The sequence below is a fragment of the Nocardia sp. NPDC004415 genome (assembly GCF_053602435.1).
This window is the reverse complement of the sequence record NZ_JBSGDP010000024.1, coordinates 51,733-65,837: the sequence shown is the minus strand read 5'-3', so window position 1 is coordinate 65,837 and position 14,105 is coordinate 51,733. Positions and strand designations below refer to the sequence as shown.

Annotated in this window: 13 protein-coding genes; 8 read left to right on the top strand and 5 right to left on the bottom strand. The window is 69.7% G+C overall.

The genetic code is table 11. From position 1 onward, the window contains the following. The 4 genes from ACWEMY_RS14305 to ACWEMY_RS14290 all read left to right on the top strand — a co-directional run bounded on the left by ACWEMY_RS14305 (position 1) and on the right by ACWEMY_RS14290 (position 3,360). Entirely contained in the window at positions 1 to 879 is an 879-nt protein-coding gene (locus ACWEMY_RS14305; RefSeq protein WP_452390379.1) for a CoA transferase subunit A, read from the top strand. Beyond that, a complete protein-coding gene (locus ACWEMY_RS14300; RefSeq protein ID WP_452390378.1) occupies positions 876 to 1,622 on the top strand; it encodes a CoA-transferase subunit beta in 747 nt (248 codons plus the stop codon). Before ACWEMY_RS14305 ends, ACWEMY_RS14300 begins: the two co-directional genes overlap by 4 nt. After that, on the top strand, positions 1,619 to 2,701 hold the full coding sequence (locus ACWEMY_RS14295; RefSeq protein WP_452390377.1) for an NAD(P)H-dependent flavin oxidoreductase: 1,083 nt from the start codon (positions 1,619 to 1,621) through the stop codon (positions 2,699 to 2,701). Before ACWEMY_RS14300 ends, ACWEMY_RS14295 begins: the two co-directional genes overlap by 4 nt. 350 nt (positions 2,702 to 3,051) lie before the next feature. Further along, positions 3,052 to 3,360, top strand: a complete 309-nt coding sequence (locus tag ACWEMY_RS14290) for a hypothetical protein (RefSeq protein WP_452390376.1) — start codon at positions 3,052 to 3,054, stop codon at positions 3,358 to 3,360. A 41-nt stretch (positions 3,361 to 3,401) separates the two neighbouring features. Here the strand turns inward: ACWEMY_RS14290 and ACWEMY_RS14285 are convergent, their stop codons facing one another. The 5 genes from ACWEMY_RS14285 to ACWEMY_RS14265 form a co-directional block, all read right to left on the bottom strand. Beyond that, complete coding sequence (locus ACWEMY_RS14285; protein WP_452390375.1) at positions 3,402 to 5,372, bottom strand: molybdopterin-containing oxidoreductase family protein; 1,971 nt, start codon at positions 5,370 to 5,372, stop codon at positions 3,402 to 3,404. 53 nt (positions 5,373 to 5,425) lie between these two features. Beyond that, a complete protein-coding gene (locus tag ACWEMY_RS14280) occupies positions 5,426 to 6,604 on the bottom strand; it encodes an acetyl-CoA C-acetyltransferase (RefSeq protein WP_452390374.1) in 1,179 nt (392 codons plus the stop codon). 10 nt (positions 6,605 to 6,614) lie between these two features. Continuing rightward, positions 6,615 to 7,235 carry a TetR/AcrR family transcriptional regulator gene (locus ACWEMY_RS14275; protein ID WP_375933328.1) on the bottom strand — a complete coding sequence of 207 codons (621 nt, stop codon included), beginning with the start codon at positions 7,233 to 7,235 and terminating at the stop codon, positions 6,615 to 6,617. Between the two features lie 61 nt (positions 7,236 to 7,296). Next, entirely contained in the window at positions 7,297 to 8,094 is a 798-nt protein-coding gene (locus tag ACWEMY_RS14270; RefSeq protein ID WP_452390373.1) for an SDR family oxidoreductase, read from the bottom strand. Then, the gene (locus ACWEMY_RS14265; protein WP_452390372.1) at positions 8,091 to 9,278 is read right to left on the bottom strand and encodes an acyl-CoA dehydrogenase family protein; all 1,188 of its coding nucleotides are present in this window, start codon (positions 9,276 to 9,278) and stop codon (positions 8,091 to 8,093) included. The genes ACWEMY_RS14270 and ACWEMY_RS14265 overlap by 4 nt, the downstream gene beginning before the upstream one ends. 79 nt (positions 9,279 to 9,357) lie before the next feature. On the opposite strand from ACWEMY_RS14265, the gene ACWEMY_RS14260 reads away from it, so the two are divergent. From ACWEMY_RS14260 to ACWEMY_RS14245, 4 genes are all read left to right on the top strand, one after another. Next, positions 9,358 to 10,998, top strand: coding sequence for a FadD3 family acyl-CoA ligase (locus tag ACWEMY_RS14260; RefSeq protein WP_452390371.1), 1,641 nt, complete (start codon positions 9,358 to 9,360; stop codon positions 10,996 to 10,998). Continuing rightward, positions 10,995 to 11,843: an enoyl-CoA hydratase gene (locus ACWEMY_RS14255; protein ID WP_452390370.1), complete on the top strand. Its 849-nt coding sequence runs from the start codon at positions 10,995 to 10,997 to the stop codon at positions 11,841 to 11,843. The genes ACWEMY_RS14260 and ACWEMY_RS14255 overlap by 4 nt, the downstream gene beginning before the upstream one ends. After that, on the top strand, positions 11,840 to 12,982 hold the full coding sequence (locus ACWEMY_RS14250; protein WP_452390369.1) for an acyl-CoA dehydrogenase family protein: 1,143 nt from the start codon (positions 11,840 to 11,842) through the stop codon (positions 12,980 to 12,982). The genes ACWEMY_RS14255 and ACWEMY_RS14250 overlap by 4 nt, the downstream gene beginning before the upstream one ends. A gap of 97 nt (positions 12,983 to 13,079) precedes the next feature. After that, positions 13,080 to 14,087, top strand: coding sequence for an acyl-CoA dehydrogenase family protein (locus ACWEMY_RS14245; RefSeq protein WP_452390368.1), 1,008 nt, complete (start codon positions 13,080 to 13,082; stop codon positions 14,085 to 14,087). Positions 14,088 to 14,105: the final 18 nt, after the last annotated feature.

Below are 14,105 nucleotides of genomic sequence, written 5' to 3'. Positions count from 1 at the left end.
ATGCGCGACAAGAGGATGACGCTCGACGAGGTGGTCGGCGAGCTGCGCAGCGGCATGACCATCGGCATCGGCGGCTGGGGTTCCCGGCGCAAGCCGATGGCGCTGGTGCGCGCGCTGCTGCGCTCGGAGATCACCGACCTGACCGTGGTCACCTACGGCGGGCCCGATCTGGGTCTGCTGTGCTCGGCGGGCAAGGTCCGCAAGGCGTACTACGGGTTCGTCTCGCTGGATTCGGCGCCGTTCTACGACCCGTGGTTCGCCAAGGCGCGCACCTCCGGCGCGATCACCGTGCGCGAGATGGACGAGGGCATGGTCAAGTGCGGCCTGCAGGCGGCCGCCGCCCGGCTGCCGTTCCTGCCGATCCGCGCGGGCCTCGGTTCCGCGGTGCTCGACTTCTGGGAGGGCGAGCTGAAGACCGTCCGATCCCCCTACCCCGCCGCCGACGGCCGGACCGAGACGCTGGTCGCCATGCCCGCGCTGAATCTCGACGCCGCCTTCGTGCACCTGGACCTGGCCGACAAGCACGGCAACGCCGCCTACACCGGCGTCGACCCGTACTTCGACGACCTCTACTGCCTGGCCGCCGAACGCCGCTACGTCACCGCCGATCGTCTGGTGGAGACCGAGGAACTGGTGAAAGCCGTTCCGCAGCAGGCGATCATCCTCAACCGGATGCTGGTCGACGGCGTGGTGGAGGCACCCGGTGGCGCGCACTTCACCTTCGCAGGCAGCTACGGGCGCGACGAGAAGTTCCAGAAGCACTACGTCGCCGCCGCGGCCACCGACGAGTCGTGGGCCGAGTTCAAGGCGCGCTATCTCGACGTCTCCGAGGCCGAATACCAGGCCGCCGTCCACGCTTTCGCCGAGGAGCAGAAATGAAAGTGACCCGTGCCGAAGTTTGCGTCGTCGCCGCCGCGGAGATCTTCCGTGGGGCGGGTGAGATCATGGCCAGCCCCATGTCGACGGTCACCACCATCGGCGCGCGCCTGGCCCGGCTCACCTTCGAGCCCGATCTGCTGCTGTCCGACGGTGAGGCGCTGTTCTTCGCCGAGGTCCCCGCGATCGGCGCGAAAGCCCCTGTGGAGGGCTGGATTCCGTTCTCCAAGGTGTTCGACGTGGTCGCTTCCGGCCGCCGTCACGTGGTGATGGGCGCCAATCAGCTCGACCGGTTCGGCAATCAGAACCTCTCGGCCTTCGGCCCGCTCCAGCAGCCGACCCGGCAGATGTTCGGCGTGCGCGGCGCGCCGGGCAACACCATCAACCACGCCACCAGCTACTTCGTGCCCCGGCACAACAAGCGGGTCTTCGTCGACCAGGTCGACATCATCTCCGGAATCGGTTACGACCGTGTCGATCCCGACAACCCCGCCTACCGCTTCCACCACCTGCACCGCGTGGTGAGCAACCTGGGCGTGTTCGATTTCGGCGGCCCCGACCACACCCTGCGCGCGTTGTCGCTGCATCCGGGAGTGAGTGCCGACGAGGTCGCCGAGAACACCTCGTTCGCGGTGGCCGAGCTGGACACCGCCGGTGAGACCCGGCTGCCCACCGAGGAGGAACTGCGCATCATCCGAACCGTGCTCGACCCCAAGGGTTTCCGGGAGAAGGAAGTGGCGGCATGAGTCGGTTGCGCACTCCGCTCACCGAGCTGGTCGGGATCGAGCATCCGGTCGTGCAGACCGGTATGGGCTGGGTCGCCGGGCCGCGCCTGGTCGCGGCCACCGCCAACGCGGGCGGTCTCGGCATTCTGGCCTCGGCCACGATGACCTTCGAGGAACTCGAGGCGGCGATCGCCAAGACCAAGTCGCTCACCGACAAACCCTTCGGCGTGAACATCCGCGCCGACGCGACCGATGCCACCGAGCGCATCGACCTGCTCATCCGCGAGCAGGTGAAGGTCGCCTCCTTCGCGCTGGCACCGAAGCAGGACCTCATCGCCAAGCTCAAAGACGCGGGCGTGGTGGTGATTCCGTCGATCGGCGCGGCCAAGCACGCCGTGAAGGTGGCGTCCTGGGGTGCCGACGCGGTGATCGTGCAGGGCGGCGAAGGCGGCGGGCACACCGGTCCGGTCGCCACCACGCTGCTGCTGCCCTCGGTCCTCGACGCCGTCGACATCCCCGTGATCGCGGCGGGCGGCTTCTTCGACGGACGCGGCCTGGCGGCGGCGCTGAGCTACGGCGCGGCCGGGGTCGCCATGGGCACCCGCTTCCTGCTCACCCAGGAGAGCACCGTGCCCGAGGCCGTGAAGCGGGAATACCTCGCGCGCGGTCTCCAGGACACGGTGGTCTCGGTGAAGGTCGACGGCATGCCGCACCGGATGCTCAATACCGAACTGGTCGACAAGCTGGAGCACTCCGGCGGCTGGCGCGGCCTGTCGGCGGCGGTCGGCAACGCGGCCAAGTTCAAGTCCATGACCGGCATGAAGTGGTCGACGCTGGTGCGCGACGGGCTGGCCATGCGCAAGACCAAGGACCTGAGCTGGTCGCAGGTCGTGATGGCGGCCAACTCGGCCATGCTCACCAAGGCCGGACTGGTCGAGGGCCGCACCGACGCGGGCGTGCTGCCCGCGGGCCAGGTCACCGGCATCATCGACAGCCTGCCGACCGTGGCCGAGCTGGTCGAGCGGATCGTCGCCGACGCGGTGGCCCGCATCGAGTCGGTCGCGGGGCTGACCAGCGAACCCGCCGTCGACCAGCACTGATAGACGGGGGCGGTCTCACCCGCCCCGCTCAGGCGACCCGACATCGCCTGGGCACCCCGACCTGCCGTTGATCCGGCGAACCGACGCCGCCCCCGCCGACGGACGAGCCACCGTCTGCGGGGAGCCGGCCGAGCACCGGGCCGGGTGCGCACCCACGAAGTGCGCATCCGACCCGGTGTTTCTCGTTCCGGCGCCGGTAACGACGGCGTTCTAGAATGTGATGTATATCACGTAAGGGTGGGCCCGCGGGCCCACCGAGACATCGACCGGCGCGGAGGCCTGTCAGCAGTCGGGGGCGTAGTCCCCCACGCTGATGGGAGGTTGTGATGAGGGCGCTCGGCAGAAGGGCGATGGTGAGCACGTCGGCGGCGGCGCTGCTCGGCGCGGGCGTGGTGCTGGGTGTGGCACCCGCGCAGGCGCAGTGGCAGCCGGGCTGCGCGGCGTATCCGGTGAACAACACCGCGGCGTACTCGCAGTGTTACTGGCCCACCCGCCATCAGGTGCGCATCGAATGCAGGCAGTCGTGGGGCTGGTTCGGCAGTCCGTGGGGCACCTACCAGCGGTGGGGAAACGTGGCATGGGACGGCCAGCAGTCCTGGGCTCGCTGTGATTTCCCGGGCACGCTGGTGCGATGGGAGGTCGTGAACCCCTGGTGGTGATCCGGGTCGATCGCGGGGTGTGCCACCGGCATGCCCCGCACTCAGCGCGGGCGGACCTCGACGCGGTTGTCGTGGAACACCGCGCCACCCGCGTAGTCGGCATCGCGTTCGGCGATGGTGGCGTTGACGGTCGCGCCGCCGGTGAACTTGGCCCAGCGGCCCTTGGTGGTCGCGGCGACGCCGGGGCGGACGTGATCGGAGATCTCGACGATGGCCTCGAACGAACCGCGCTCGTTGAGCACCACGACCGGTGTGCCATCGGCGATTCCGCGTGCGGCCGCGTCGTCGGGATGTAAGGCGATCCGGGATTCGCCCGCGCGGCGGCGGAGTTCGGGGTTGGAGCCGAAGGTGGTGTTGAGGAAGTAGTGGGAGGCGGCCGAGATCAGGACGAGGCCGGGACCGGTGTCGCCGGGCGGGGTGAAGCCCGGGAGCGGGTCGTGTCCGGCGAGAGCGGCTCGGGCCGAGACGAATTGGAGCTTGCCCGCGGGAACGGGGCCCGGCTCGATCTTGAGGTAACCGTCGGCCCGGAGGCGGTCGAGGTCGTAGCCCTTCAGCAATTGCCGCATCAGTTCTTCGTCGGAGTCGTAGAGCGCGGGCTCGGTGAGACCCAGCCGTCGCGACAGCTGCCGGAAAGTCTCTGTGGTGGACAGGCATTCGCCCGGCGGCTCGATGGCGGGTTCGTTCCAGACCAGGTACAGGTGGCCGTACCCGGCGAGCACGTCGAGGTGCTCGGGCTGCATGGTGGCGGGCAGGACGATGTCGGCGTAGTCGACGGTGTCGGTCGAGAAGTGTTCCAGGACAACGGTGAACAGGTCGTCACGGGACAGTCCCTCGATCACGCGACGCTGGTCGGGATTGGAGCCGACCGGGTTGGCCGCGATCACGAACAGGGCTTTGACCGGTGGTCCCTCGGCTTCCAGCAGGGTCTCGCCGAGCCGGGTCATCGACAGGGTCCGCACGGGGTGCGGGAGCAGGTCGTCGCGGATCAGCGCCTCGAGATCGACCCGGAAGTGTCCGCTCGTCGAATAGTGCAGTCCCCCACCGGGAATCGCCCAGTCGCCGGTGACGCCGGGCAGGCAGGCGAGCAGCCGCAGCGCCATCCCGCCGCCCGCGTGCCGCTGCATGCCCTGGGAGGCACGGATGGCGGTCGGGCGGGTGCGGGCGATCCGTTCGCCGAGTCCGACGATCTGTTCCTCGGTGAGGCCGGTGATCGCCGCGACGCGGGCGGGCGGGTACTCGGCGATGCGCTCGCGGAACTCGGGCCAGCCCTCGGTGTGTTCGGCCAGGTAGGCGTCGTCCTGGGCGCCCAGCGACACGATGACGTGCAGCAGGCCCAGCGCCAGCGCCGCGTCGGTGCCGGGCAGCGGCGCCAGGTGCTCGTCACAGCGTTCGGCGGTCTTGGTGCGCACCGGGTCGATGGCGACCAGGTGCGCGCCACTGTCCTGGATGAATTTCCAGACGTGATGGCCGGAGCTGAGCGGATTGGTGCCCCAGAGCAGGATCAGTTCCGAGTGCGCCAGATCCTCGGGGTCCATGCCGCCGGAGGTCCCGAGGGTGTAGCGCACGCCCGCGCTGCCCGCGACCGAGCAGATGGTGGGCCGGTGGTGCGAGGCACCGAGCACATTGAACATCCGGCGGCCGGGGTAGCCCTCGAGCCCCTGGAGGTAGCCGAGGCTGCCGGTGCCGTGGAACGGCCAGATGGCCTCGGCACCGAATTCGTCGATGATCCCGGTGAGCCGCGTCGCGATCTCGTCCAGCGCGGTCTCCCAGCTGATCCGCTCGAACCGCCCCGACCCCTTCGGCCCGGTCCGGCGCAGCGGATACCGCAACCGGTCCGGCGCCCCGACCTGCTCGAGATAGCGGTTCACCTTCACACACAGCGCACCGCGCGTCACCGGATGCTCCTTGTTCCCGCGCAGCCCGGTCGCCACACCGTCCTCGACGGTGACCACCCAGGAGCACGCGTCGGGGCAGTCGAGCGGGCACGCACCGAGCACCTTCACACCGCCCATCGTAGGCAGCCCCACTGGACTCCCGATGGAGCGGTGATCGAGGTCGGACGGGCCTACCTGTCCAGGCGTTCGATGATGGTGACGTTGGCGGTGCCGCCGCCTTCGCAGATGGTGAGCAGGCCGTAGCGGCCGTTGACGCGCTCGAGTTCGTGCAGGAGGGTGGCGAAGAGTTTGGCGCCGGTGGCGCCGAGGGGGTGGCCAAGGGCGATGGCGCCGCCGTTGACGTTGACCTTCTCCGGGTCGGCGCCGATTTCCTTGATCCAGGCCAGGACGACCGGGGCGAAGGCCTCGTTGATCTCGATGACGTCGATGTCGTCGATGGTCAGGCCCGCCTTGTCCAGGGCCCACTGGGTGGCGGGGATGGGGGCGCTGAGCATGAAGATGGGGTCGGCGCCGCGGGCGCTGACGTGGTGGATGCGGGCGCGCGGGGTGAGGCCGTATTCCTGGACCGCCCATTCGGAGGCGAGCAGGGTGGCCGAGGCGCCGTCGGAGATCTGGCTGGCCACGGCGGCGGTGAGCGGGCTGCCCTCGCTCAGCGGCTGCAACGAGGCCATCTTCTCCAGGCTGGTCTCGCGCGGGCCCTGGTCGACGGTGAAGTCACCGACCGGCACGATCTCGGCCTCGAAGCGTCCCTCTGCGATGGCGGCGCGGGCGCGCTCGTGGCTGCGCAGCGCCCAGCGCTCCATGTCCTCGCGGGTGATGCCCCACTTCTCGGCGATCAGTTCGGCGCCGCGGAACTGCGAGACCTCACCGGTGCCGTAGCGCGTGTCCCAGCCGGTGGCGCCGACGAACGGCGAGTCGAAGCCGTACTCCTTACCCGCCAGCATGGCCGCCGAGATCGGGATGGCGCTCATGTTCTGCACGCCCGCGGCCACGATGACCTCGGCGGTGCCGGACATGATGGCCTGCGCGCCGAAGTTCACGGCCTGCTGGCTCGAACCGCACTGCCGGTCGACGGTGACGCCGGGAACCTCTTCGGGGTAGCCGGCGGTCAGCCACATGGTGCGGCCGATATTGCCCGCCTGCGGGCCGATGTTGTCGACACAGCCGACGATCACGTCGTCGACCACGGCCGGATCGATCCCGGTGCGCTCGATCAGCCCGCGCAGCGCGGCGGCGCCGAGGTCGGCCGGATGCACACCGGCCAGCGCGCCACCGCGCTTGCCGACCGCGGTACGCACCGCGTCGATCACGTAAGCCTGTCGCAGCGGGGTGTAGGGCCGAGCGGTCATGGGGAAACTCCTAGGTGGGACTGCTCCCGGGCACGGTGAGCCCGTCGAGCACGATGGTGAGGTATTGCTGGGCAAGGTTTTTCACGGTGATCGGGCCACCGGGGGTGTACCAGCGCACCGCGACCCACACGGTGTCGCGCAGGAAGCGGAAGGCCAGTTCCACGTCGAGTTCGGGCCGGAAGCTGCCGTCGGCCACACCGGCGGTGAGCACCCGGTGCCACAGGTCGCGGAACTCGATGTTGAATTCGCGGATGTAGCCGAAGCGCTCGACGTCGCGCAGGTTCTTGGCCTCGGCCTGGTAGATGGCGACGGCGGCGTGGTGCCGGTCGAAGGCTTCGTAGGAGGCCAGCACCAGCGCCTCGAGGGTCTCGCGCGAGCTCAGCCCGGCGGCCGCGATCTCGCGGTAGCGGCCGAACAGGTCGTCGAGGAAGCCGCGCAGGATCTCGTCGACCATCGACTCCTTGGAGTCGAAGTGGTGGTACAGGCTGCCGGAGAGGATGCCCGCCGAATCCGCGATATCGCGCACCGTGGTGGCGCGCAGTCCGCGTTCGGCGAACAGGTCGGCGGCGAGGTCGAGGAGTTCGGCGCGGCGCGTGCGTTTCACGGTATCGGGTGCGGTCACACCTGACATCGTACAACCAAGCAATTGCTTGGTTCCCTGAATCGGGAACCCCCGTGCCACGCCGAGCCGATCATGCGCGTTGACTGCTCACCGAGACCACCTCACCGGTCAGGTATGAGGTGTAGTCACTGGCCAGCATGGCGATCGTTGCCGCCACTTCCCAGGGTTCGGCGGCGCGGCCGAAGGCTTCGCGCTCGCTGAGGGCGTCGAGCAGTTCGGTCGAGCTGACCTTGTCCAGGAACGGATGACGCGCGATGCTCGGCGCCACGGCATTGATCCGCACCCCGAATTCGGCGGCCTCGACCGCGCTGCACCGGGTCAGCGCCATCACGCCCGCCTTGGCGGCGGCGTAATGGGCCTGACCGTGCTGGGCCCGCCAGCCGAGGACGCTGGCATTGTTGACCAGCACGCCACCGTGCCCCGCGTTCCGGAAATAGCCGAGGGCCGCGCGGGTGCAGCGGAAGGTGCCGGTCAGCGTGATGTCGAGGACCTGGTCCCACTGCTCGTCGGTCATGTCGACCACCGGCGTCTCGCCGCCGAGCCCGGCGTTGTTGACCATGATGTCGATGCGGCCCAGCGCTGCGGCGGCCTCGGTGAGCAGGCGGTTCACCTGTTCGGTGTCGCGCACATCGCACACCACCGCGGCCACCTGACGCTCCGGGAACTCCTTGGCCAGCAGTTCGGCGGTCTCGGTGAGCCTGCGCTCGTGCCAGTCGGAGACGACGACATCGGCGCCCTCCTCCAGCAGCCTGCGCGCGGTGGCCGAGCCGATGCCGGTGCCCGCGGCGGCGGTGATCACGGCCTTACGGCCGGTCAGTAGGCCGTGGCCGGGAATGGACGGGGGCGGGACGGACAGTGGACCGGTCACGGGCGGGCCTCCCGCGGCAGACCGAGCACCCGCTCGGCGATGATGTTGCGCTGCACTTCGTTCGAACCTCCGTAGATGGTGTCGGCGCGGCTGAACAGATACAGCCGCTGCCATGCGGTCATGTCGTCGTCCCCGGTGACCAGCCCGGCGGCGCCCTGCACCGCCATGGCGAGCTCGCCGAGTCCGCGATGCCAGTTGGCCCACAACAACTTCGAGACCGAGGCGCCGCCCGCGTCGTCGTGGTCCTCGCTCATGGTGCGCAGCGCGTGCGCGCGCAGCACCCGCAGCCCGACCCAGGCGCGGTCGAGCCGGTCGGCGATGAGCGGGTCGTCGGCGGCACCGGTGCGCCGGGCCAGTGCCTCGATATCGGCGAGCTCGCGGGCGAAGCGGATCTGCTGACCGAGCGTGGAGATGCCGCGCTCGAAGGTCAAGGTGCCCATGGCGATTCGCCAGCCGTCACCGGGTTCGCCGACGACCAGGTCGGCGTCGGTGACGGCGTCGTCGAAGAACACCTCGTTGAATTCCGAGGTGCCGGTGAGCTGTTCGATCGGGCGCACCTCGATACCCGGCTGGTCCATCGGCACCAGCAGGTACGACAGCCCCTTGTGCCTGCTCGAGCCGCGCTCGGTGCGCGCGATGACGAAGCACCAGTCGGCCACGTGCGCGAGCGAGGTCCAGATCTTCTGGCCGTTGATCACCCACTTGCCGTCCTCCAGGCGCGCGGTGGTGCTGACCGCCGCCAGGTCGGACCCGGCGCCCGGCTCGGAGTAGCCCTGGCACCACAGCTCGCCGACCGAGCGCACGCCCGGCAGGAAGCGGCGCTTCTGATCCTCGGTGCCGAAGGCCAGCAGGGTCGGGCCGAGCAGTTCCTCGCCCACGTGCGAGACCCGCGCGGGCGCGTCGGCCTTCGCGTACTCCTCGTGGAAGATCACCTGCTGGCGCACGCTGGCACCGCGGCCGCCGTATTCGACCGGCCAGCCCAGGCAGGTCCAGCCGGACGCGGCCAGGTGCCGGTCCCAGGCGAGGCGCTCGTCGAAGTATTCGTGTTCGCGGCCGGGTCCGCCGGTGCCGCGCAGGTCAGCGAACTCGCCGGAGAGATTTTCGGCCAGCCAGTCGCGTATTTCCGCGCAAAACTCCGCGTCGGAGGTCGCGGTATCGGAATCTGAGGTCTGGATCACACCCACGCCGATAGGATAACCTACCAAGCACTTGCTTTGTTAGCTGCTTCGTGGAGAACAGCAACCGCACAACGGTGAGGACCCCGTGACACCCCCTGCACAAACCACCCCGCAGGCGCTGCGAGACATCGCCGCGGCGCACCCGCACGAGCCCGCCCTGATCGACGGCGCGATCCGCCTGACCTGGGCCGATCTGCTCGATCAGGTGCGCGTCGCCGCTCGCGCGCTGATCGCCCGCGGCATCGTCACCGGCGATCGGGTCGCCATGTGGGCACCCAATACCCACCACTGGGTCGTCGCCGCGCTGGCCGCGCATTCGGTCGGCGCCGCGCTGGTTCCGCTCAACACCCGCTATGTCGCGGCCGAGGCGGCCGATGTGCTGGCCCGGGTCGACGCGGCGGCGCTGTTCGTCGCCGGGCCGTTCCTCGGGCGTGACCGGGCCGCCGAGCTGCTCGACAAGGTTCCGGATCTGGGAATCGGGACGGTCGTCGTCATCCCGGTCGAGGCCGACGCGCCCGTCACGACGACGCCGAACGCGGAGCCGGCCGAGGTAATGCCAGGCCGCGACGGGCAGCGGGCAGCGCCCGGCCGCGACGCCGATCCACGAACGCCCCAGGTGACGCTGAGCTGGGAAGAACTGCTCGCCCAGGCCGCGACCGTGCCCGAGGCGGTCGGCGAACAGCGGGCCGACGAGGTCTCCCCCGACGACATCGCCGACATCCTGTTCACCTCCGGCACCACCGGCCGCAGCAAGGGCACCCTGGTCGCGCACCGGCAGGCGCTGGGTGTGGTGCGCGGCTGGGTCGAGTGCTCCACCCTGCGCGCCGACGACCGCTACCTGATCATCCCGCCGTTCTTCCACAACTTCGGGTACAAGGCGGGCATCCTCGCCTGCCTGGTCACCGGGGCCGCGATCGTTCCCCAGGCGACCTTCGACGTGCCTGCCGCGCTCGCGCTCATCGAGTCCGAGCGCATCACCGTGCTCACCGGTCCGCCGACCATCTACCAGACCATCCTCGAGCATCCCCAGCGCGCCGAACGCGATCTGAGCTCGCTGCGGGTGGCGGTGACCGGCGCGGCGACCGTGCCGGTGGTGCTGATCGAGCGGATGCGCGACGACCTCGACTTCGAGGTGGTCATCACCGCCTACGGCCTGTCCGAGTCGGCCGGTTTCGGCACCATGTGCCGCCCCGAGGACGACGCGAAGACCATCGCCAACACCTGCGGCGGCCCGATCGCCGATTTCGAACTGCGCCTGTCCGAGGCCGGCGAGGTGCTGCTGCGCGGTCCCAATGTCATGCTCGGCTACCTCGACGATCCGGAGGCCACCGCCGAGGCCATCGACGCCGAGGGCTGGCTGCACACCGGCGATATCGGTGTCGTCGACGAGCGCGGCTATCTGAAGATCACCGACCGGCTCAAGGACATGTACATCACCGGCGGATTCAACGTCTATCCCGCCGAGATCGAACAGACCCTGGCCCGCCTCGACGGCGTCGCCGAATCGGCGGTGATCGGGGTGCCCGACGAGCGGATGGGTGAGGTCGGCAAGGCCGTCGTGGTCCGCAAGGCCGGATCGAGTCTGACCGAAGCCGACGTGATCGCCTTCGCCACCGGTGAATTGGCCAATTTCAAAGTGCCCCGGCTCGTGGAGTTCCGCGACCAGCTGCCCTACAGCGCGGCGGGCAAGGTGCTCAAGCGTGAGCTACGTGAGGAGAAGTCGTGAGTCCCGAATCCGAAACCGACGTCGTCACCTATGAGGTGCGCGGGCCGGTCGCCGTCGTCACCATGAACCGGCCCGATTTCCGCAATGCGCAGAACTCGAAGATGACCTACGCCCTCGACGCCGCCTTCGTGCGCGCGGTCGAGGACCCGGAGGTCAAGGTGATCGTGCTGGCGGGCAACGGGAAACACTTCAGCGCGGGCCACGATATCGGCACCCCGGGCCGCGACCACCATGTGCGCTACGAGAACAAGGCCGCGCTGTGGTGGGACCATGTGGACCGCCCCGGCGGCGATCAGCGTTTCGCCCGCGAGACCGAGGTCTACCTGGGCATGTGCAGGCGCTGGCGGGAGATCCCCAAGCCCACCATCGCCATGGTGCAGGGCGCGTGCATCGCGGGCGGGCTGATGCTGGCCTGGGTGTGCGATCTGATCGTCTGCTCCGACGACGCGTTCTTCTCCGATCCCGTTGTCCGGATGGGCATTCCGGGTGTGGAGTATTTCGCGCATCCGTGGGTGATGGGTCCGCGCGCGGCCAAGGAATTCCTGTTCACCGGTGACCGGTTCGGCGCCGCCCAGGCCAAGGAATGGGGCATGGTCAACCGGGTCGTGCCGCGTGACGATCTCGAATCCGAGGTGCTGGCCCTCGCCGAAAAGATCTCGGCCATGCCGCAATTCGGGCTCGCGCTCACCAAGAAGGCGGTCAACCAGGCCGAAGACCTGATGGGAATGCGCAGCGGCATGGATTCGGTCTTCGGGCTGCACCATTTCGCACACGCCCACAATGCCGAAGTCGGCGCCGATTCGCTGGGCGGAATGAACGCCCGCTCGATGAAGGACAAAGCGTGAATCTCGAGATCGACCCGGCAGCCCAGGCTTTCCAGCTGGAGGTGCGCGAATTCCTCGCGACCCACGTTCCGCGAAAGCCGTTGCCGTCCATGGACACCGCCGAGGGTTTCGAGGCGCACCGCGAATGGGAGGCGACCCTGGCGGGCGCGCGCCTGTCGGCGGTGTCGTGGCCGCGGGAATACGGTGGCCGCGACGCTTCCATCCTGGAGTGGGTGCTCTTCGAGCAGGAGTACTACGCGGCGGGCGCGCCCGGCCGCGTCGCCCAGAACGGCATCTTCCTGCTCGCACCGACCCTGTTCGAGCACGGCACCGAAGAACAGCTCGCGCGCATCCTGCCGCGCATGGCCCGCGGTGCCGACATCTGGGCGCAAGCCTGGTCCGAGCCCGAGGCGGGCAGCGATCTGGCGAGCCTGCGCTCGACCGCGCGCCGCACCGAGGGCGGCTGGATTCTCAACGGCCAGAAGACCTGGAGCTCGCGCGCGTCCTTCGCCGACTGGGCCTTCGGCCTGTTCCGCAGCGACCCCGACGCCCAGCGTCACCACGGCCTCACCTACGTGATGTTCCCGCTCACCGCCGAGGGAGTGAGCGTGCGCCCGATCCCGCAGCTCGACGGCGAACCCGGCTTCGCCGAGATCTTCCTCGACGACGTCTTCGTCCCCGACACCGACGTGATCGGCGCCCCCAACGAGGGCTGGCGCGTGGCCATGGCCACCTCGAGCAACGAACGCGGCCTGTCGCTGCGCAGCCCCGGCCGCTTCAGCGCCACCGCCCAGCGGCTGATCGACCTGTGGCAGGAGTCCACCGACCCGGCCGACACCGCCGCCCGCAACGCCGTGGTGGACGCCTGGCTCGGCGCCGAGGCCTACCGCCTGCACACCTTCGGCACCGTCACCCGGCTCACCGACGGTGGCCAGCTCGGCGCGGAGTCCTCGATCACCAAGGTGTTCTGGTCCGAACTCGACATCGCCATGCACGAGACCGCCCTGGATCTGCTCGGGTCGGCCGCCGAACAGCAGAGCAGGTGGACCGACGGCTATCTGTTCTCGCTGTCGGGCCCGATCTACGCCGGTACCAACGAGATCCAGCGCAACATCATCGCCGAGCGCATCCTCGGCCTGCCCCGTGAGAGCAAGCGGTGAGCGCGCCGTCGCGCGTGCGTGCGACCGCCATGGCACTGCCCGACCGGGCGGACACGGCCGCGCGCCGCACCGCCCGTCCCAGCACAGGAGGTCAGCGATGAGATTCGCCCTCAGCACCGAACAACTCGATTTCGCCGCCGAGTTGCGCAAGATCCTCGACGCCGGTCAGGTGCCCGCCGCCGTGCGGGCCTGGTCCGACGGTGACACCGTCAAGGGTCGGGCGCTGCTGCGGCAGCTCGCCGAGATGGGTGTCTTCGGGTTGATCGTCGACGAGCGGTACGACGGTGCCGACGCGACGCCGGTCGACCTGGTGGTCGCGTTGATCGAGGCGGGGCGCGCGGCGCTGCCCGGTCCGGTGATCGAGTCGGCGGCGGTGATTCCCACGCTGCTGCAACGTCTTCCGGATTCCACGGTCGCCCAGCGGTTCCTGCCCGCGCTCGCGTCCGGAGAACAGCTCGGCACCATCGCCTTCGACGACCCGCAGCGTGGGATCGCGCTCGACGCGGACACCGCCGATCTGGTGCTGGTCGCTGCCGGGAGTCGCGTCACCACCGGCACGAAGTCCACGGGGGTGGCGGCTTCGGTCGACCCGGCCCGCAAGCTCTCTCAGCTCGCCGCCGATGCCCTGATCGCCGAGGGACCCGAGGTCGAGGCCGCCATCGCCTACGCCTTCGACCTCGGTGTCCTCGCCTGCGCCGCACAGCTGCTCGGCGCCGGGCGCGCGATTCTCGAGCAGACCACGGCCTATGCCAAGCAGCGCAAGCAGTTCGGTCGCGCGATCGGCGAATTCCAGGCGGTGAAGCAGCAACTCGCCGATGTGCTGATCGCCCTGGACCTGGCCGAACCGCTGCTCTACCGCGCGGCGCTGACGCTGGACTCCGACGATCGCGCCCGCGACGTGTCGGCCGCCCTGGTGACCTGCGCCGACGCCGCCCACCGCGCCGCCCGCGCGGGCCTGCAGGTGCACGGCGCCATCGGCTACACCGCCGAATGCGACCTGTCGCTGTGGCTCACCAAGGTCACCGCGCTGCGCACCGCCTGGGGCACCGCCGATTTCCACCGTGCCCGCATCGCCGCGGCGCTACGCACGGAAGCAGCGAGCTGATGGGCTCGCAGCGCACCG

Excerpts from the sequence above, each read along its gene's own strand:
- ACWEMY_RS14305 (WP_452390379.1), top strand. The coding sequence starts at position 1 with ATGCGCGACAAGAGGATGACGCTCGACGAGGTGGTCGGCGAGCTGCGC.
- ACWEMY_RS14300 (WP_452390378.1), top strand. The coding sequence starts at position 876 with ATGAAAGTGACCCGTGCCGAAGTTTGCGTCGTCGCCGCCGCGGAGATC.
- ACWEMY_RS14295 (WP_452390377.1), top strand. The coding sequence starts at position 1,619 with ATGAGTCGGTTGCGCACTCCGCTCACCGAGCTGGTCGGGATCGAGCAT.
- ACWEMY_RS14290 (WP_452390376.1), top strand. The coding sequence starts at position 3,052 with ATGGTGAGCACGTCGGCGGCGGCGCTGCTCGGCGCGGGCGTGGTGCTG.
- ACWEMY_RS14285 (WP_452390375.1), bottom strand. The coding sequence starts at position 5,372 with ATGGGCGGTGTGAAGGTGCTCGGTGCGTGCCCGCTCGACTGCCCCGAC.
- ACWEMY_RS14280 (WP_452390374.1), bottom strand. The coding sequence starts at position 6,604 with ATGACCGCTCGGCCCTACACCCCGCTGCGACAGGCTTACGTGATCGAC.
- ACWEMY_RS14275 (WP_375933328.1), bottom strand. The coding sequence starts at position 7,235 with ATGTCAGGTGTGACCGCACCCGATACCGTGAAACGCACGCGCCGCGCC.
- ACWEMY_RS14245 (WP_452390368.1), top strand. The coding sequence starts at position 13,080 with ATGAGATTCGCCCTCAGCACCGAACAACTCGATTTCGCCGCCGAGTTG.